The sequence below is a fragment of the Nocardioides sp. YIM B13467 genome, assembly GCF_042788075.1.
Classification (GTDB): Bacteria; Actinomycetota; Actinomycetes; order Propionibacteriales; family Nocardioidaceae; genus Nocardioides.
This window is the reverse complement of record NZ_JBHZPJ010000046.1, coordinates 3887205-3906196: the sequence shown is the minus strand read 5'-3', so window position 1 is coordinate 3906196 and position 18992 is coordinate 3887205. Positions and strand designations below refer to the sequence as shown.

17 protein-coding genes are annotated in these 18992 nt (G+C 68.2%); 9 read left to right on the top strand and 8 right to left on the bottom strand.

All coding sequences use genetic code 11. The features are described 5' to 3' along the window. The first annotated feature begins 54 nt into the window (after window positions 1-54). The 5 genes from ACFX43_RS25890 to ispG all read left to right on the top strand — a co-directional run bounded on the left by ACFX43_RS25890 (window position 55) and on the right by ispG (window position 8681). Complete coding sequence (locus ACFX43_RS25890) at window positions 55-2091, top strand: acyltransferase family protein (protein WP_378837959.1); 2037 nt, start codon at window positions 55-57, stop codon at window positions 2089-2091. Between the two features lie 264 nt (window positions 2092-2355). Next, window positions 2356-4977, top strand: coding sequence for a substrate-binding domain-containing protein (locus tag ACFX43_RS25885; protein WP_378837954.1), 2622 nt, complete (start codon window positions 2356-2358; stop codon window positions 4975-4977). A gap of 50 nt (window positions 4978-5027) precedes the next feature. Next, window positions 5028-6137 carry a 1-deoxy-D-xylulose-5-phosphate reductoisomerase gene (dxr, locus tag ACFX43_RS25880; protein WP_378837949.1) on the top strand — a complete coding sequence of 370 codons (1110 nt, stop codon included), beginning with the start codon at window positions 5028-5030 and terminating at the stop codon, window positions 6135-6137. Then, window positions 6134-7492 carry a M50 family metallopeptidase gene (locus ACFX43_RS25875; protein ID WP_378837944.1) on the top strand — a complete coding sequence of 453 codons (1359 nt, stop codon included), beginning with the start codon at window positions 6134-6136 and terminating at the stop codon, window positions 7490-7492. The genes dxr and ACFX43_RS25875 overlap by 4 nt, the downstream gene beginning before the upstream one ends. 22 nt (window positions 7493-7514) lie before the next feature. Continuing rightward, complete coding sequence (gene ispG, locus ACFX43_RS25870; RefSeq protein ID WP_378837940.1) at window positions 7515-8681, top strand: flavodoxin-dependent (E)-4-hydroxy-3-methylbut-2-enyl-diphosphate synthase; 1167 nt, start codon at window positions 7515-7517, stop codon at window positions 8679-8681. Between the two features lie 51 nt (window positions 8682-8732). On the opposite strand, the gene ACFX43_RS25865 is transcribed toward ispG, so the two are convergent. The 7 genes from ACFX43_RS25865 to ACFX43_RS25835 form a co-directional block, all read right to left on the bottom strand. Beyond that, entirely contained in the window at window positions 8733-9053 is a 321-nt protein-coding gene (locus ACFX43_RS25865; protein WP_378837935.1) for a hypothetical protein, read from the bottom strand. A 143-nt stretch (window positions 9054-9196) separates the two neighbouring features. Further along, a complete protein-coding gene (locus ACFX43_RS25860) occupies window positions 9197-9346 on the bottom strand; it encodes a hypothetical protein (RefSeq protein WP_378837932.1) in 150 nt (49 codons plus the stop codon). 376 nt (window positions 9347-9722) lie between these two features. Continuing rightward, complete coding sequence (locus tag ACFX43_RS25855; protein ID WP_378837929.1) at window positions 9723-10172, bottom strand: radical SAM protein; 450 nt, start codon at window positions 10170-10172, stop codon at window positions 9723-9725. A 278-nt stretch (window positions 10173-10450) separates the two neighbouring features. Then, entirely contained in the window at window positions 10451-11434 is a 984-nt protein-coding gene (locus ACFX43_RS25850; RefSeq protein WP_378837922.1) for a hypothetical protein, read from the bottom strand. Window positions 11435-11462: 28 nt separating this feature from the next. After that, window positions 11463-12485, bottom strand: coding sequence for a hypothetical protein (locus ACFX43_RS25845; protein ID WP_378837919.1), 1023 nt, complete (start codon window positions 12483-12485; stop codon window positions 11463-11465). A 228-nt stretch (window positions 12486-12713) separates the two neighbouring features. Further along, entirely contained in the window at window positions 12714-13127 is a 414-nt protein-coding gene (locus ACFX43_RS25840; RefSeq protein ID WP_378837914.1) for a hypothetical protein, read from the bottom strand. Further along, window positions 13124-13279, bottom strand: coding sequence for a hypothetical protein (locus tag ACFX43_RS25835; RefSeq protein ID WP_378837911.1), 156 nt, complete (start codon window positions 13277-13279; stop codon window positions 13124-13126). The genes ACFX43_RS25840 and ACFX43_RS25835 overlap by 4 nt, the downstream gene beginning before the upstream one ends. Window positions 13280-13499: 220 nt before the next feature. Between ACFX43_RS25835 and ACFX43_RS25830 the strand changes: the two genes are divergently transcribed. The 4 genes from ACFX43_RS25830 (at window position 13500) to ACFX43_RS25815 (ending at window position 17945) form a co-directional block, all read left to right on the top strand. Further along, window positions 13500-15503, top strand: a complete 2004-nt coding sequence (locus ACFX43_RS25830; protein ID WP_378837908.1) for a hypothetical protein — start codon at window positions 13500-13502, stop codon at window positions 15501-15503. Further along, window positions 15487-16266, top strand: a complete 780-nt coding sequence (locus ACFX43_RS25825; protein ID WP_378837903.1) for an SDR family NAD(P)-dependent oxidoreductase — start codon at window positions 15487-15489, stop codon at window positions 16264-16266. The genes ACFX43_RS25830 and ACFX43_RS25825 overlap by 17 nt, the downstream gene beginning before the upstream one ends. Before the next feature lie 117 nt (window positions 16267-16383). Continuing rightward, complete coding sequence (locus ACFX43_RS25820) at window positions 16384-17043, top strand: hypothetical protein (RefSeq protein WP_378837894.1); 660 nt, start codon at window positions 16384-16386, stop codon at window positions 17041-17043. A 56-nt stretch (window positions 17044-17099) separates the two neighbouring features. Beyond that, entirely contained in the window at window positions 17100-17945 is an 846-nt protein-coding gene (locus ACFX43_RS25815; RefSeq protein ID WP_350661650.1) for a GNAT family N-acetyltransferase, read from the top strand. Window positions 17946-17957: 12 nt separating this feature from the next. Here ACFX43_RS25815 and ACFX43_RS25810 read toward each other — a convergent pair whose 3' ends face one another. Beyond that, window positions 17958-18965: a hypothetical protein gene (locus ACFX43_RS25810; RefSeq protein WP_378837888.1), complete on the bottom strand. Its 1008-nt coding sequence runs from the start codon at window positions 18963-18965 to the stop codon at window positions 17958-17960. Between the last annotated feature and the right edge of the window lie 27 nt (window positions 18966-18992).

Below are 18992 nucleotides of genomic sequence, written 5' to 3'. Positions count from 1 at the left end.
CGACTCGGACCCAGCAATGGAAGCAGCCGAACCCCCACACGAGGTGCACCCCACATGTCAGCCAAGCAATGGCGGACAGATGTCCAAGGTCTCCGGGCCATTGCCGTAGGCCTGGTCGTCGCTGCCCACGCGGGCGTCCCGCACACCGAGGGCGGGTTCGTCGGCGTCGACGTCTTCTTCGTCCTCTCCGGCTTCCTGATCACCACCCTGCTGCTGCGCGAGGCCGACACCTCAGGAACGGTCAGCATCCCGCAGTTCTACGCACGCCGCGCCCGCCGGATCCTGCCGGCCGCCACCCTCGTGATCCTGGTCGTCCTGGCGTACGCCGCCTGGCAGCTGCCCACCACGCGGCTCACCGACGCGGTCGCTGACGGCACCTGGGCGGCGTTCTTCCTGGCCAACGTGCATTTCGCGGCCGAGGGGGTGCAGTACTTCCAGCCCAGCGAGCCCTCGCCCTTCCAGCACTATTGGTCGCTCTCGGTGGAGGAGCAGTTCTATCTCGTCTGGCCGGTGCTGGCGCTCCTGCTCATCCCCAGGCTCGGACGCAAGGGCTTCACCGTCGTCGCCGCGGTGATCGCGGTCGCGAGCCTGGCCTGGTCGATCCACGCCACCGGCGAGAACCCGACCGCCGCCTACTTCTCCACCCCGGCGCGGGCCTACGAGCTCGCTGCCGGCGCGCTGCTGGCCTGCTGGGGCGGCCGGCTCAAGGGAGCCGCCAGCGTCGCCGCCGGACTCGGCGGAGCCGCGGCGATCCTCGTCTCCACCGTCGCGTTCAGCGAGGCCACCCCGTTCCCCGGCTGGCAGGCGCTGGTACCCACCCTCGGCACGGTCGCGCTGCTCGCCTCCGGCGCCAACGCCCCGACCGCGAGGCTGCTCGCGGTCAAGCCGCTGAGGTACGTCGGCGACATCTCCTACTCCCTCTACCTGTGGCACTGGCCGCTGATCGTTCTCGCTCCCGAGTTCCTCGAACTCGGCAACGGCGCCCTCGAGATGACGGTCGCGGTCGCCGCCGCGCTGCTGCTCTCCGCGTTGAGCCACCGCTTCATCGAGCTCCCGTTCCAGCGCAAGCAGGTGCCCGTGCTCTCCCACGGACTGCGCTCGCTGGCCCTGTGGCCGGCAGCGCTCGTGCTGGCGGTCGGCAGCGGCTGGCTGACGACCGGCTATGCCGCGTACGCCGAGAAGGAGCGGGCCGCGCAGGCGCAGGCGTGGTTCGCGGCCAACGAGGTCCCCGACACCGCTGCCGAGACCGGCGGCCCGCCGCAGGTGCAGCGCGAGCTCCGCGCCGCCCTCGACATCGCCGACCGCGGTGGCCCGATCCCGCCGGCCGTGCTCGGCGAGGAGATCACCGAGGACCGGTGGCAGAAGTCGTACGGCGACTGCTACGCCAACTACGGAGACACCCGCGGCGCCGACTGCACCCTCGGCGACACCGACGCGAAGAAGACCGTCGCCGTCGTCGGCGACTCCCATGCAGGCATGTGGCTGACCGCCTTCGACGACCTCGGCAAGGAGAACGGCTTCCGGGTCGTGCCGGTGGTGAAGGTCGGCTGCGCCCCCTATCCGGTCCAGCATCGCGGCAAGAAGATGACCCAGGCCGAGTGCGACGACTTCCGCGACTGGTCCGAGGACCGCCTCGAGCGCCTCGAGCCCGACACGATCGTCTCGACGGCTCGTGGCCAGCTCTTCATGCCGAAGAAGTACGACGGGATGGACCGGGACGAGCAGTGGTCGCAGGCCGTACGCAGCACGGTGAAGGCCTATCGAGAGATCTCCCGCCGGGTCGTCGTCCTCGGCGACGTACCTTCCGTCGACCACAACCCCGCGGACTGCATCAGTGCCCCCGAGGCGGACCAGAGCTCCTGCCTCAGCGACCCGGACTCGCGCGAGACCAGCAGCAACGAGCTCACCGAGGCGGCACTGAAGGGCACCGAGGCGGCGTACGTCGACACCCAGCGATTCGTGTGCGCCGAGGACCGCTGCCCGCTGGTCGTGGGGGAGAAGGTCACCTACTACGACAACTCGCACCTGACCGAGTCCTGGGTCCGCCACGTCACGCCGCGGCTCGGCGCCATCCTGGCGCCACTGATCTAGCCAGATCTGATCAAGCCGCGGATTTAACTGGGACGTGCGTTTCGGGATTTGCCTTTACGTGCATCTTTGTGGCTTAATTGTGGGCAGACGTTGCAAAACGTTTCATGCACAGCCCTGGACCCGTGGGGGAGTCCGGGGCTGTTGCTATTTCCGGGGTTGTCTGCCGCGCCGCCCCTTCAGGCAATCGGGCTCTTTTCGCAGTGCGATTCGAATAGCCTTCACTAGACTCCGCGCGATCGGATCGATGCCCGCTAGGAGACTCGGATGGCGCAACACCCGGACCTGTCGTCCGCCAAGCCGTGGGCATTGACGTCGGTGGTCGGCGCCGTCGCGATGGCAGCGCTCGCCTACCTCCAGTCCGTCTTCCAAGGTCAGGCCGGGATCTTCGCCGTCGTCGCGGGCATCGGCTGCGTCGTCGTCGCGGTCGTGCTCAACGCGCTGCTCGCCTGGGACGCGGCGAGGAAGCGCGCCATCCCGGCCACGTCCGCGGCCCTGATGATGACCGCAGCGGTCTATGACAAGGGTGGTGAGGTCGTCGGCTACGCGTTCCCGGTGACCAAGCGCCACCTGATGACCTCGGCGGCCGTCGTCCTCGCGGCGAGCGAGGCGAGGACAGTCACCGACGGGATGTTCGTGCGGGTCCACTGGAAGTTTCCGGCGGAGTCACGCGACGTCGCCGTGACCGCCCTGCCGGGTGGCTATGCGCTGCTCACCCTGATGCCCGAGGACAAGCTGCCTCGGCAGGTGAAGAGTGCCTCGCTGGTCCGGCGACACGTCGAGAACGCGCTGGTGGTCGCCGAGGCCTGGCACGGGGACGGCAACCGTGAGCTCGGCGGGCGTGCGCACGCGGTCGGCGAGCACAACCGAGTCGTCAATCTCGACGCCGAGAAGACCGCGACCGGCGAGGAGCTGATCGGTGCGCCGCTGCTGCAGACAGGCAACCGGAAGGTCGTCGGACTGCTCGACGGCACCGACGACCGCGGACCGCGCTACCTGCCGTTGACCCGCGACAAGGCGCGGGCCCTGGTCGGCGGTGCGTCCTGGTGGCGCAGCACCGGCTGGCTGGTCCCGGTCGCGGTCGCCGCCGTGATCGCCCTGCTGGCGGCGATCCAGCCGATCCTCGGCTCCGGCGGTGGCGGCCTGGTTCCGGCAGCAGCCTGCGAAGGAGACGCGACCCGGCTGAGCGTCGTGGTCAGCACCGAGAAGGACGGTCTCATCGATCAGCTGGCCGCCGACTTCAACGAGGAGTACCGAGGCGATGACGGCGCGTGCGCCGATGTCGAGGTGTTCGGAGTCAACTCGGGTGACGCCGCCGAGGCGATCGCCACCGGCTGGGCCGCTGCGCCCGATGACCGACTGGAGTGCCCGGTCGACGACCCGGAGGACTGCGAGGTCGTCGAGGCGCGCAAGCCGGACCTCTGGCTGCCGACGGAGTCGGTCTGGCCGGAGCTCCTGGCTGCGGGCGAGCTCGGTGAGGACGGCGGCGACGAGCTGGCCGACAACGACGGCGAGTGGACTTCGGTCGCCTCCTCCGTCCTGTCGATCCTGATGCCCGCGGCGAGGCGGGAGAAGCTCTCGGGCTCGCCCGACTGGGACGAGCTCCTCACCAAGGCCGCCGGCGGTGAGTTGTCGATCGCTATCGACGACCCGATCGGCTCGACCTCGGGGATGGCGACCTCGGTCGCCCTCAACGAGGCGCTGGTCGCCGGCCACGACGAGGAGGACGCGGTCGGGCTGCTGCGCGACGCGATCGCCTCGGTGCCCGACGAGTTGGCCGGCGAGGACATCACCCGCCTGATGAACCGCGTCTACGAGAACCCGGACCTCCTCGCTCAGATGGATGCCGTGGTGGCCCAGGAGCAGACCGCGTACCTCTACAACTGCCAGGACCCGCTCGGTTCTGACGACTTCTCCTGTCGCGACACGGTGGACGAGGACCGTCGGATGGTCGCGGTGAGCCCCGACGACACGATCTACGCGTTCGATCACCCCGCGGTCCCGATGGCATCCCTCGACTCCGACGAGGCGAAGCGGTCGGTGTCGGAGGCCTTCGTCGACTACCTGAGGACGAAGAAGGCGCAGAACGAGTTTCGTGCGTGGGGCTTCCGAGCAGCCGGTGAGCCGGAGAAGGTCACCGATCAGCTCCGGGACGTGGTCGACGCCGACGACGTCGAGACCGTGACCCCGTGGCCGGAACCGAAGACGGTCAACCAGTGGCGGCACCAGTGGCAGAACGTACGCCTTCCCGTACGCGTGCTGCTCTCCATCGACACCTCGGGCTCGATGGAGCAGATCGACGGGCAGGACCGCCGGGTCCGCCTCGACGGCTTCACCGACGCCTGCACCGAGGAGACGACCGACAACCCGACGTACCTCCAGGTCGCGAAGAGCGCGGCGCTCAACGCCATCGGCGAGCTCAAGGACGGCCGCGACTCGGTGGGCCTGGACTGGTTCCCGCCGGCCGGGAAGGACACCTCCACCGAGATCAAGCCGCTGAGCGGTACCACCCGTGCGCAGCTCGAGCGCGAGATCTGTGACCTGACGGCCTTGGGCGAGACACCGTTGTACGACGCGGTCCGCGACGCAAGCGCCTCGATCGACGCGTCCGAGACCGAGGTCTCGGACCGTACCGTGATAGTCCTCCTCTCCGATGGTGGCCAGAACCCGCCGCAGAGCCTCGACGCCCTGATGGACGAGATCGGCGGCGAAGGCGCGATCCCGGTCATCGCCGTCGGGATCGGGGACCAGGCACCCATCGGCGTGCTCGGCAGGCTGACGGAGGAGACCGGGGGAGCGCTGCGCAACCTGAGCGAGCCCGCGGATGTCGCCAACCTCGACCGCGTCCTGGTCGACGTCTTCCAGGGGCTTGCCGGGAAGGTCTCCTGACGGGGCCCACCGCTTGGCGCCTTCTCAGCCTCTGCTGGGAAGATGGGTGGGTGAATGAGCAGCGACCGCGCGACGTGGTGATCCTCGGCTCGACCGGGTCCATCGGCACCCAGGCCCTCGACCTGGTGCGGGCCAACCCGGACCGGTTCCGGGTCGTGGCGTTGACCGCGGGTGGAACCAACAAGGAGCTGTTCGAGGCGCAGGTGGCCGAGTTCGCGCCCAAGCTCTCCGGGCTGGGGGAGGAGGCCTCGGTCGAGGCCGCCGCCCAGCCCGCCGACGTGGTGCTCAACGGGATCACCGGCGCCGTCGGTCTCCGCCCGACGCTGGCTGCGCTGGAGGCGGGCAACACGCTCGCCCTGGCCAACAAGGAGTCGCTGATCATCGGCGGCCCGCTGGTCAAGCGGGTCGCGGGGGAGGGGCAGATCGTCCCCGTCGACTCCGAGCACTCCGCGATCGCCCAGTCGCTGCGCGCCGGCCGCGCCGAGGAGGTACGCAAGCTGGTGCTGACCGCGTCCGGCGGCCCGTTCCGCGGCCGCACCCGCGACGAGCTCGCGCAGGTCACCCCGGCGCAGGCGCTCAAGCACCCCAACTTCGCGATGGGTCGGGTGATCACGACCAACTCCGCCACCCTGGTCAACAAGGGTCTCGAGGTCATCGAGGCGCATCTGCTCTTCGACGTACCCTTCGACCGGATCGAGGTCGTCGTCCATCCGCAGCAGTACATCCACTCGATGGTCGAGTTCACCGACGGCGCGGTGGTCGCCCAGCTCGGGCTGCCGACGATGCTGGTGCCGATCTCGATGGGGATGGCGTGGCCCGATCGGGTGCCGGACGCCGAGACGCCGATCGACTGGACCAAGGCCGCCGACTGGCGCTTCGAGCCGCTCGACGACTCTGCCTTTCCTGCGGTGCGCCTCGCCCGCGAGGCCGGCACCCGCGGCGGCACCCACCCCGCGGTCTACAACGCGGCCAACGAGGTCTGCGTGGACGCCTTCCACGAGGGCCGGATCCCGTTCCCCGGCATCGTCGACACGATTGCGGAGGTGATGACGCTGCATCACGGCGTACGCTCTGAAAGCACCCTCTCGATCGAGGATGTGCTCGCCGCCGACGCCTGGGCGCGCGAGGAGACCACTCGGATCCTGGAGACCCGTCCATGAGCTATCTGCTCTACACGCTGGCCGTGATCGGCTTCATTCTCGCGATCCTGGTCTCGATCGGGCTCCACGAGCTCGGCCACATGATCCCGGCGAAGGCGTTCGGCGGGAAGGTGACGCAATACTTCATCGGCTTCGGGCCGACGGTGTGGTCCAAGCAGGTCGGCGAGACCGAGTACGGCCTCAAGGCGATCCCGCTCGGTGGCTACGTGAAGATCGTCGGGATGCTGCCGCCCGGTGCCGACCAGCTGGGGGAGCGCACCGAGGACGGTGCGCTCAAGGTGCGCAAGTCCAACACCGGCATGTTCACCCAGCTGATCAGCGACGCCCGCTCGGCCGAGTGGGAGCTGATCCGTCCCGAGGACGAGCCGCGGCTGTTCTACAAGATGTCGTGGTGGAAGAAGGTCATCGTGATGGCCGGCGGGCCCACGGTGAACATCGCGATCGCGTTCTTCGTGCTGTGGGGCGTCTTCGGGATCTACGGGGTCCGCGAGAACGTCGTCGACGAGGGACATCCGGTCGTCTCGAGCCTGCAGGAGTGCCTGCTGAGCTGGGAGGACCAGGGCCGCGAGTGCCGCGCCAGCGACAAGCCCACCCCGGCCGCTGACGCAGGTCTGAAGCCCGGCGACGAGCTGATCTCGTTCAACGGCACCGAGCTGACCTCGTGGTCGGTCGCCCAGGAGCTGATCCGCGACAACATGGACGGCGAGGCCACGATCGTGATCGAGCGCGACGGTGAGCGGATGACGCTGCACACCCAGACCGTCGTGCAGGAGCGGGTCAAGGACGTCGACGACACCAGCGCCGACCCGGAGACCGCGAGGGTCGGCTTCTTCGGGATGTCTCCCACCTCGCACGAGGTCACGACCAAGGAGGGGCCGGTCTACGCGCTCAAGGAGATGGGTGCGATGGCCGAGAACGCCGTCCACTCGCTGCTGAGGCTGCCGGTCAAGGTCTGGCACGTCGCGCTCGCGATCGTCGGTGTCGAGGAGCGCTCGGCCGACAGCCCGGTCAGCATCGTCGGCGGCGGCCGCATCGCTGGCGAGATCGCCGCCCACGAGGGCCTCGATGTCGGCGAGAAGGTCGCCAGCTTCGCGTTCCTGGTCGGTGGCTTCAACCTCTTCATCGGCATCTTCAACTTCGTCCCGCTGCTGCCCCTCGACGGCGGTCACATCGCGACCGCGCTGTGGGAGGGCGTACGTCGCACCTTCGCCAAGGTCTTCCGGCGGCCCGACCCGGGACATGCCGACCCGGCGAAGCTGCTGCCGGTGGCGTACGTCGTGGCCTCGGCACTCCTGGTGATGGGTGTTGTCCTGATCGTCGCCGACCTCGTCGTCCCACTTCATCTCCAAGCCTGACCCGCCCGTAAGATTGGTAGACATGACGTCGATCCCCACGCCGACAGACATCGGTATGCCGGAGGCACCCGCCCCGGTGCTCGCCCCTCGCCGCAAGACCCGCCAGATCAAGGTCGGGTCGGTGGGCGTGGGCAGCGAGAGCCCCATCTCCGTGCAGTCGATGACGACCACGCTCACCTCCGACGTCAACTCCACGCTGCAGCAGATCGCCGAGCTCACCGCTTCGGGCTGCGACATCGTCCGGGTGGCCTGCCCGAGCCAGGACGACGCCGACGCGCTGCCCGCGATCGCGCGGAAGTCGCAGATCCCGGTGATCGCCGACATCCACTTCCAGCCGAAGTACGTCTTCGCCGCCATCGAGGCCGGCTGCGCGGCGGTCCGGGTCAACCCGGGCAACATCCGCAAGTTCGACGACCAGGTCAAGGAGATCGCCGCGGCCGCCAAGGACCACGGCACCTCGATCCGGATCGGCGTCAACGCGGGCTCGCTCGACAAGCGGCTGCTGGAGAAGTACGGCAAGGCCACCCCCGAGGCGCTGGTCGAGTCGGCGATCTGGGAGGCCTCGCTCTTCGAGGAGCACGGCTTCAACGACTTCAAGATCTCGGTCAAGCACAACGACCCGGTCGTGATGGTGCGTGCCTACGAACTGCTCGCCGAAGCCGGCGACTGGCCGCTCCACCTCGGCGTCACCGAGGCGGGCCCGGCCTTCCAGGGCACGATCAAGTCCTCGGTCGCCTTCGGCCACCTGCTCAGCCAGGGCATCGGAGACACCATCCGCGTCTCGCTCTCCGCGCCGCCGGTCGAGGAGGTCAAGGTCGGCATCCAGATCCTGGAGTCGCTCAACCTCAAGCCGCGCCGCCTCGAGATCGTCTCCTGCCCCTCCTGCGGCCGCGCCCAGGTGGACGTCTACACGCTCGCCGAGCAGGTCACGGCCGGTCTCGACGGCCTCGAGGTCCCGCTGCGCGTCGCGGTCATGGGCTGCGTCGTCAACGGCCCCGGTGAGGCCCGCGAGGCCGACCTCGGCGTCGCCTCCGGCAACGGCAAGGGCCAGATCTTCGTCAAGGGCGAGGTCATCAAGACCGTCCCCGAGGCCGCCATCGTCGAGACCCTGATCGAGGAGGCGATGAAGATCGCCGAGGGCATGGAGCCCGTCGAGGGTGCTGGCGCTCAGGTGTCCGTCAGCAGCTGACCCGCCCGTACGAGAAGCCCGGTCCGAACCGTCGGACCGGGCGTTCTTGTATCACCAGTGCATCAGCCGAGAGACGTCGCCGAAGAACCCGAGGTAGAGCAGTGCTCGGTGTGGGTCGGCGGCGGCCAGCTGGCCCCAAGCGAGTATCCGCTCGCCCACCTGGTTCCCGACGGCGGCGCCGAACCCGTCGAATCCGCTGTGGGTCCAGACGTGGACGACGATGAACCGGACGGCAGGTGCGCCCAGAAACACGACGAGCGCAGCCTTGACCGGCACAATCCAGGCCAGCGGTCGCGGCGCTCGGGAGACGATTCCGAGGCTGCGGCTGCGAACCCAGCCCGTGCCGCCGTACCGGCGGCCCTCGAAAGTCACCCTGGCCTTGCGCCCATCGGTCGCGATTACGACTCCGTGCCTGCCGCTCCGGACTCCGCGACCGGCGAGCCGGTCGCTGAGTCGAAGCGGGATTGGACGCTGCGCCCGGACCACGTCTCCGGGCCGCAGTCGCCTGGCGGCCATCAGTGCCTCACTTCCACGGGAACGCCGGAGACGTATGTGGCGCGGGCGACTGCCGAGCAGACGCCCTGATCTGGAGTGAGTAGTTGGCTGATCCCGAAGACGATCGTCAGCGTGATGGCGAAGACGACGAAGCTGGACTTGTGGTTCATCGCGGACCCCCTGGCTGGTTTCTACGCTGCCTCGAAAGGAGACAGTTCCAGGGTGGCGCTCGTCCACTCAGGGGCACGAGAGGGCAGGACGAAGAACGGATCAGGTCAGGACAACCGAGTCGGTTCCGGGACGGATCCCGGTCTATCGCCAGACCGTCTATGGACGGGCGTGTCTTCAAGCAGGGACTGGCTTGCAGGACACCGTCGGTTCGGCAATAGGCTGAGGCACCGCAGTTGGCGATGAAACGCCGGCAGCGGCGGCCTCAAGCTCCGGTTTGTCCACGTAGCCCATGAAGCTCGGTATAGCGTGCGCCGTACTTCTGCTCGTCCCAGTGGGCGCCCGCAATCGCCCAGGCGTCGTCTGCTGGCACCTCCGTCATCGGTCCGGCTTGACCGTCTCGAGGACAGCGCCGAAGTCCTCGTCGGCATTCAGCCCGCTGACGACGGTGTTCACCTTGATCTCGGGCCGCCTGACCCCTAGCCGATCGGCCGTCTCCCGGATTGCCTGAACTCGAATGCCGACGTCGGCGAGGTCCAAGACCTTGTCGCTGTGTGTGGCGCGACCGATCAGTTGGTTGGTGATCTGACGCAGGGAGTCGATGCTGATCCCGACGATGTCCACGTTCTGAACAGTGCGTTCAGCGTTGAACTTTCGAAGCATGAGGCCGTTGGTGACGTACGAGACACGGGCGCGCAGGTTCTCGAGGGCGAACTCGATGAGATCCCCGATGTTCGGGAGCAGCGCGGGTTCGCCTCCCACGAAGTTGAAGCGGATGGGGCTGTCGGCTCCGCGGTCGCGCCGGAACATGTCGGCGAGGCGCCACATGATGCGGTAAGACTCAGCGCCATCATGGGCCCCCACGCGCTTGTCTCAGAGTTGGGCTCCTGGAGCAACCCCCACGTGCCGAAACAGTAGGTGCACCGGTAATTGCACCGCTCGGTCACTTGGACGTTGACCGCCATCTCGACGTCGGTTACCGGAGCAACCTAGACCCTGATCGAGGAGGTGATGAAGGTCCGCCGCGGCATGGAGTCCGTCGAGGGCGCCGACGCCGAGGTATCGGTCAGCGGCTGAGCGCCGATCGGGTCGGTTACGGTCGGCGGCTACAACAGGTCGTCGTCGATCCTGTACGCCGAGTCGAGTGTGACGCCGATGCTGTCGAGTTGTTCTCGGGCGACGCTGTCGGTGCGTTCGAAGATGCTGACGCAGCGGCGGGTCGTGACGCCCACGTGGCGCAGGATCTCGGCTACATATCGCGTCAAAGTGCCCATGACGAGGTCGTCAACGATGATGGCCTCCGTCCCTTCGGTGAAGGTGCCTTCGACAGGAAATCCGAATCGTGGGGCGCGTTTGGTGCGGACGATGAGAAAGGGAAGTCCGCAAATTTCCGCGACCCGGCTGCCGATAAGCAGGTTCCCCTCGCGGGGTGTTGCGATGGCCGCTCGGTCCGGATTCGAGTCCGCGAGAGTCCGGCGGACTCGCACTGCGAGGAACTGAGAAAGCGCTTCGCGATGCTCGGGCAGGCAGGATGCTGAGTGAAGGTCGATGTACACGCTGATCGGCGATCGGTTGTGGTATCCGACCGGAATGGGCTCCGGTGCGACGTACACGTGCTCGGCAGTTATCTCACGCACTATCGGGTCGGTTATTGGTCCCAGTGCGGTGATGGCGACCGCTCGGGGGAGTCGCGCGACGGGACGATGCCGCGTGTCTGGAAGGAGTGGGCTCTCAGTAGCGGTATCGACCAGCTCACCAGCGGTATCGACGGGCTCTACCGGCTCGAGAGGGTGTTTCTCGTTGCGGCTAGAGGCCTCGATCCGCTCCCAGCGTTGCTCCCATTCCTTGGTCCAATGCCGGACCCATGCGTCCTGATCGTCTGCACTCTTTGACTTCGGTACGGCGGCGCGAACGATCTGCAGGAGCAGGTCGCGGGGGACCAGGTTGGATTCTGCGGTGGCGGCGTACGCGCGACTGTGGCTGATGTTCGCGCTCAGCGCGACCTGGCCAATGCCCTTGCCGGTCCAATGCTTGACCCACTTCCGGAAGTCCTGATTTAGCATTGCTGGGGTGTCGGCATTCTTGGCCATCTTGCCCTCTTGTCAAGGATCGCTGTCTTCACATGGATTCGCTGGCCAGGTGTCGAAACACCGCGACTAGATCGTCGTCGATCGGGAACGCAGAGTCGAGTGTGATCTCGACGTCCTCGAGTTTGTCGGTGCTGCCGAGGTCGGCGCGGTGGAAGATGCTGAAGCATCGCGTGGTCGTGATGCCTTCGTGGATGCGCAGAAGGCTGGCCACGCTCGGGACAAGCCCGCCCATGACAATGTCATCGACGATGATCGCCTCGATGTCGGTGCCGATGACCGCCGCGATCTCTTTGCCGACGTTGCGCTCGATGGGATAACCGAAGCGGGGTGGGAGATCGGTGGTGCGAACCATCAGGAAGGACACGCCGCAGAGTTCGGCGACCCGGCTTCCGACCAGGATGTTTCCCTCGCGGGCGGTTGCGATGACTGTCCGCGCGGGATCGAGGCCACCGACCGCGCGGCGTACCCGGTCGGCGAGGAACTGCGCGAGATCCTCGCGGTAGCGAGGGGAGCACGACGCGGAGTGCAGGTCGATGTAGACGCTGATGGGGCTGCGTTTGTGATAGCCGACCGGGAGCGGCTGCCTGGCGACGTAGACATGCTTCGAGGTGATACGGCGGACGGCCCTGTCGGTGATTCGTTCCTCGAGTGCGGGAAGGACGATCTCCGGGTCGAGCTTTACGACAGTGTTGGGTTGCGGGGGCGGTTCCGATGAATGCACGAGGGCCGGCTCGGGTGGTGGCAGTTTCAGGCTCTCGCCGCGGCTCGTGGCTTCGGCGATCTCCCAGCGCCGTTCCCATTCACGGGACCACCGAAGGATCCACCGTGTGCGCTCCTCGATGACATAGGTGGGCGGCACCGAGGCGCGCACGATCGCGAGCAAGATGTCACGGGGGACGAGGTTGGAGTTGGCGGTGACGGCGTACGCGCGGCTGTTGCTGATGTTGGCGTCTCGTGCGACCTGCCCGATGCCCCTGCCGGTCCAGTTCTTCACCCACGTACGGAGTTCGCGATTGAGGGTGGCCGGACTGTATTCAGGGTCGAGGGCCATCTCGTCCTCCCCTGAAGTCGCGTCTTCACGTTCGCGTCCTGGATGAGTCCCGATCCAGGCCCGCCGGAGTCCAGCAAATCTACCGTCGGAGTCTCGGCCGAGCATTCGTTTCGGTAGAAGTCGTCAGGCCGACCCGCATACGCAGGAAGCCCGGTCCGACAGTCGGACCGGGCTTCTTTCTTGTGCTCCGAGACGTCCCCCTGCGTACGTCTCGAAGATCTTGTGGTCTCACCAGTGCATCAGCCTGGAGACCAGGCCGAGGAACCCGAGGTGGAGCAGTGCTCCGAGTGGGTCCGTGGTGATCAGGTGGCCCCAGGCGAGCGCCGCCTGGCCCATCTGGTTTCCGAGGGCCGTGGCGAATCCGTCCAGGCCGCCGTGGGTCCACAGGTGGACGACGACGAACCGGATGCCCGGCACGACCAGGAACAGGACGAGTGCGGCCTTGACCGGCAGGATCCAGGACAGCGAGCCGCTGCCGGTGGAGCTCAGATTGCCGGTGCGCACCCAGCGGGTGCCGCTGCTGCCGTTGAAGCGGACCTTGGTGCGGCCTGCGGCGGTGGCGACGACGACACCGCGCTTTCCGGAGCGGGTGCCGCCGCGGGCCCGGACGGTTTCGCCGGGGCGCATGAAGTTGCTGATCATGACAGCACTCCTTCCGTGAGGACGACGGACATGGACGAGGTGCCGGCGGCTGCCTGGCACGTTGGCGGCTCGGCGCTGAGCAGCTGGTTGAAGCCGAACACGACAAGAAGCGTGACGGCGAAGGTGGCGATGCTGAACTTGTGGTTCCTCATGGTCATCATCTCCTTCAGCGGTGGGGCCCGTAGGTGGGGCCGGCGCTGTCCCGGTGGGGACATCTCAACGGTGGCGGAGGCCACATCCGTCTCGCCAGAGGGCGGGTGGGAGTGGGGACGATGTGAAGACAGTCCCAGGTGAGTTGGGACGTTTCTGGGACAGAATTGGGACGCCTGCGAGATACTCTCAACCGCGTTCGCGACGACTCGGCGAGGGGAAATGACCGACGAATCTCTCTCACCCGAGCAGTTCAACAGCGAATTGCGCGCCTGGGTCCGGCAGGTGACCGGAAAAGCTGACGGTGGCGCCGGTGTGGCGATGGCCCGGAGCACCTTCTACCGGCGTACGTCCGGCTCGAAGCTGATGCCGCTCGACGAGCTCATCCGCGTGGTCGGTGGCGCGGTGCCCCGCACCCTCGACCCGGCTCATCGGGGCGAGTGGATCCGGAAGAACACCGGCATCTGGCAGGCGAAGTGGTGGAAGGCGTACGCCTGGCGTGGCGAGAACACCGCGGTGCCCGGACCCGTGCTGGCCCCAGCCACAGCGGCGGCACCGGTGCCCGCCACCAGCTCCCGGCTGACCTTCCCGCGGGCACGGGTGGCGGCGCTGAGCGGACTGACGACGGAGCAGCCCACGATCCCGCTCTTCGAGGCGCTGGGCCGGTGGCTGGAGGATCCCGAGTCCAACCTCTTCTTCCTCACCGGCCCCTCCGGCTCGGGAAAGACGGTGGAGACCAGGGAGTGGACCGCCTCGAAGGAGCAGGTGCGCTACATCAGCCTGCGCGACGGCGCGGTCGACTACACCGCCCTGGTCGACGAGGACCGTTCGCCGATCGTCATCGACGACTTCGACCTGATCTCCTCCAGCGCCGAGGAGCACGGCGTCACCCGCCCCGACCTGAGCGAGCTGCGCTCGGCCTTCGGCCGCGGCGGAAGGTTCGTGGTGATCAGCAAGCGCAACCTGCAGACCGAGCGCGACGAGCTCGCCGAACAGCTGCGCAGCCCGGCCCGGCTGGAGGATCTCGGGGTCGAGTCGGCGATGGTCGTACGCGTCGAGCCGATCTCCCCCGTCGAGGTGCGCGCTCTCGGTGAGGAGCGCGGCGGTGACGACAGGCTGCGCAACCTGGCCGCGGAGATGGAGCGTGGGGGCGGGTTCTTCCCCGCGACCCCGATGGTCCTCAAGCAGCTCTACGCCTCGCTCGAGGAGGGCGCTCCGGCGCCCCGGACCCAGTGGGACGGCTACACCGTCCATCTCAAGCACGTCTGCGGGCAGCCGTGGGATCGGAAGAGCTCACGCATCCCCAGCCGGGTTCGGTTCCAGACCTACCGCGACATCGCCTGGGACCTTTTCACCGGGATGGACGAGCCGACCTCGCAGGAGCAGGACCTGATCCCGGTCCCGCGCGTCTCGGAGTGGCTCTTCGCCAACCTGCAGCGCGACCTCGACATCACCCGGCAGCGGGACTTCCTGACGTACGAATGGATCGCGGACCTGCTCGACCACTCCGAGGTCTTCGGCGTGACCGGCCGGACCAAGGACTCGGTGGAGTCGGCGGAGTTCGCCCACGAGACCTTCTACCAGTACTTCGTCGCCGAGGGGATCCGCGACCGGCTGCGCGACGGGCACGGGATGGCCCTGGACGGCGCCCGCTTCGCGGACATGCACATGGGACCGCTGGTGATGACGTTCCTCAAGGCCGGGTTCCAGCCGGGTGACCTGGACGCGGTGGCCCGGCTGAGCGTACGCGAGAGCCTGTCCTGGATGGACCGGCTGATCTGCCTCTACCTGACCGAGGAGCGCGAGGACTACGGCGAGCTCCTCGACCAGGCGCCGGAGCGCTACTGGGACGAGCTGGAGTTCGTGCTGGAGGCGTTCCGGTCGCTGTTCCTGCGGAAGGCGGCGATGTTCCAGCTGATCCTGCGTGGCCGGGTGCCGGTCGACGGCTACCTCGAGATCCTGGACCGCGAGGAGGATCCAGGGGCGGTCGCCCGCGAGCGCGACGTGCTCGGCTGGGGCACCGACATCACCGACGCCCTGGTCCATCGGCTGCATCATCCGGTCCTCGCCCCGGCGATTCCGATTACCGCGTACCGGCTCGGGCAAATGGGTGATATCACTTGCGTGAGCCATCTCGAGGGTCTCACTGGTCTGCCGCCCGCCCATCAGGACGTGGTGAGGTCGGCGATCCACCGGATCAAGGAGCGCCATGAGCACAGCGTCTGAGTCAGGCACCCCGCAGCGGGCTCCCGTGCTCGTCCTCGGCGCGACCGGCGACCTCGGCAGCGCGGTCGCGCGCCGGCTCAGCGCGGAGGGCACTCCGGTGATCCTGCACGCCTACAGCCGCACCACCGAGCTGGCGTATCTCGCCGACGAGACCGGTGCGGTCGCGCGGGTGGAGGGTGACCTGACCACCGACGACGGCGTGGACGCCCTGGCCGAGACGCTCACCGGGTTCGAGACGCTGTCGGGGCTCATCAACTGCTCCGGGATCAACCCCAGTCCCGACACGGTCGCCGAGATCGACCGGTCCGAGTGGCAGCTCACCCTCGACCTCAACCTGACCTCGGTGTGGCGCACGGCCTCGCTCGCGCTGCCGAAGCTCCGGGCGGCCAGGTCCGGTGCGGTCGTCCTGGTCAGCTCCGTCTTCGGGATCCGTACGCCGTCACGACGGGCCGCCTACGGCGTGTCCAAGCACGCGCTGACCGGGCTCGCCCAGGCGATCGCGCAGGAGGAGGAGGGCATCGTCCGGGCCAACGTCGTCGCCCCCGGACCGATGTGGAGCGAGTCCTCCCGGCAGGTCTTCGTCAAGCACGCTCGCAAGGAGGGGGTGACCGTCGACCAGTACATCTCCTACCGGGCCGCGCGCATCCCCGGACACCGGTTCGTCACCGCCGACGCCGTCGCGAAGGTCTGCGTCTTCCTCGCCTCCGACATGGCCAGCGCCATCAACGGGCAGTGTGTCGTCGCAGACGGCGGCGAGTACTGACCGGCGGCGCGCAATCTGCAATTTACCCGAGATGCCACTGATGCGCCGCCGGGCTGTCTAGGCTTCGCCTAGCGCCTCCACACGTCTTTGTTTCCCCTCTTCAGACTGGCGACAACGTTGACCAATTTCTGGCTTGCCATCGATCACGCAGACGATGCGCTGTTCCGCACCCCGGACTCCTCCGACATCCGGCCCGACATCCTCGATCTGGTGGCCGACACCCCCGGTTGGGGCATCGTCGTGCGTCCCACGCAGGGCCACGGCGACGTACGCCGCGAGCTCGCCTGCGCCGGGCTCCCGGACATCGAGACCGTCGATGAGCTCGTCGTCCCGCTGAGATCGACGGACTCGGTGAAGGTCGGGTTCGACGACCACCGGACCGAGTGCGCGCCGATGGCGCTCGACATCCTGGAGCGTCTCCCCGGCTATGACCGGGTCTTCCTCGAGCCCTACTGCACGACGCCGGGCTGCCTCGAGGATCTGGCCACCCTCGCCACGCGGTCACGGTGCGGCGGGATCGTGCTCAAGCTCAAGGTCAACGACGAGGGCCTCGAGAGCATCGAGCGTGCCGACCTCGGGAGAGCCTCCTGGGTCGCGCGGTCCGACGGGATGGGCTGGGACGACTTCAGCGAGCGCCTACCGCGGGTCCGAGCGCTCGGCGCAAGCGGTGTGATGGTGGGCCGGGCGGTCTGGGGGGACACCGGCGAGGCCGGCCAGGACGTACGCCTCAAGACCATCCGCGAGCGAATGCACACGATCGAACGCATCTTTGCCTGATCCGGTCCGCGAGCCGCAGGGCGACGTACAACCGGATTGGCTCTAGGCTCGGTGACATGCTGACGACGCGCCAGGGGATCCGCCCGCTGCACGCGGGCGATCTCAGCGCGTTCCTCGACCTGACCGCGCAGGATCCGGTGGTCAACGTGTTCGCGGAGTACCGGGCGCGCACCACCAACCTCGAGCCGCGCTGGCTCGGCGGCGAGATCTGGGGCCGATGGGACGGGGGCGACCTGGTCGCGGCCTGTCACGTCGGCGCCAACCTGGTCCCCATCCAGGCCACCGAGGAGGATGCGTACGCCTTCGGTGAGCGGGCCCGCAACCGGGTCCGCACCGTCTCGACGATCGTCGGGCGGCAGGCCGCGGTGCGGGCGCTGTGGGGATCGATCGGCGAGTCCTGGGGGACACCGCGTGACCAGCGCTGGGAGCAGCCCCATCTCGAGCAGCAGCTGCAGAGTCTCGTCGAGCCGGACCCGTTCGTACGCCGCACCGTGCGCGCCGACATGGACGCCCTCTATCCGGCGTGCGTGGCGATGTACACCGAGGAGGTCGGGATCTCGCCGGAGACCGGCGGCGGCCGCGACCTCTACCGTGCCCGGGTGCTCCAGCTGATCTCGCGCGGGTGGTCCTTCGCCCGGATCGAGGACGGTGAGGTCGTCTTCAAGGCCGAGGTCGCCTGCGCGACTCCCGAGGCTGCCCAGATCCAGGGGGTCTGGGTGCCCGAGCACCGCCGCGGCGAGGGCCTCGCTGCCCGCGGGATGGCCGCGGTCTGCGACATCGTCCGCAGCGAGATCGCCCCACGCGTCTCGCTCTACGTCAACGAGTGGAACGCCCCCGCGCGCCGCGCCTACGAGCGGGCCGGCTTCCTCGAGACGGCCCGCTTCTCCACCATCATGTTCTGATTCGGCTGTGTCCTAGGAGTACGCCCGCCAGGCTCGTTCGCAGTCGGTGGCCTCGCAGCGCACCAGCCATGGTGTGCCGCTGCTCGGGTGGGACCGCATCAGGATCCGGGTGTTGGTCTCCCAGGCGTACATCCACAGCCCGTTGGGGTTGCGGTAGGTGGTGAGCAACGTGCCGCGGAGGCTGCGGCGGCGGACCACGTCGGCGTGGTTCTCGTGCTCGATCGCGTTGGTCGCGAAGCGGGCGCCGTCGGGCGAGAACGACGCGAACGCCTCCAAGCACCCGCGCCAGAGCGTCGTCGCGGGCGCGGTGACGGTCGAGACCACCGAACAGGCGTCGAGGTTCGACGGGTCCTTCGTGTACGTCGCCAGCCGGTTGGTGGCGAAGCTGCCCGCGTACGCTGCCCGGGAGGCGATCGTCTTGACCGTGCCGGCCTTCCAGTCCCACACCAGCGTGCGCGGGGTGCTGTAGGCGCCCAGGAGCACGCGGGTGCCGCTCACGTCGATCGGATCGGGCCTGGTCGCTGCCCTGAAGGTGTGGCGGGCGACGACCGCGCCGGTGGTGGCGCTGCGAACCTGGGCCTGGATTCCGCCGCTGCTCAGGGTGGCCGTCTTGAGCAGGTAGCGGCCGTCGGCAGACAGCCTGGCCTTGTCCGCGTAGTACATGTCGGTGAGGGACCTCTGCGCGACATCGAGCTGGACCCGGACGATCCGGTCGATGTTGCGGTTGCGGACCCGCAGCACGAACCCGCTGCCTGAGCGGCCCAGAAGGGTGAACTCGTCGAGGTCGTCGCCGACGAGGGCGACCGGCGTCTTCATGCCGGTCGCCGGGTCGACCACCGAGACCGACTCGGACGACGGACGGTGCAGGTAGGGAACGCTCGGGCTGTCGCCGACGGGCAGCGGAAGGGGACGTACGTCGACGGTGGGGGCCGCCGCAGAAGCCGGTGTCGTCAGGGAGACCGGGAGCATGAGAGCAACGAGGATGGCCGTGGCCAGTGCCGGGATTCGGATACGTCTCATGGAGGGATGACGTGCGCGGGCAGGGGT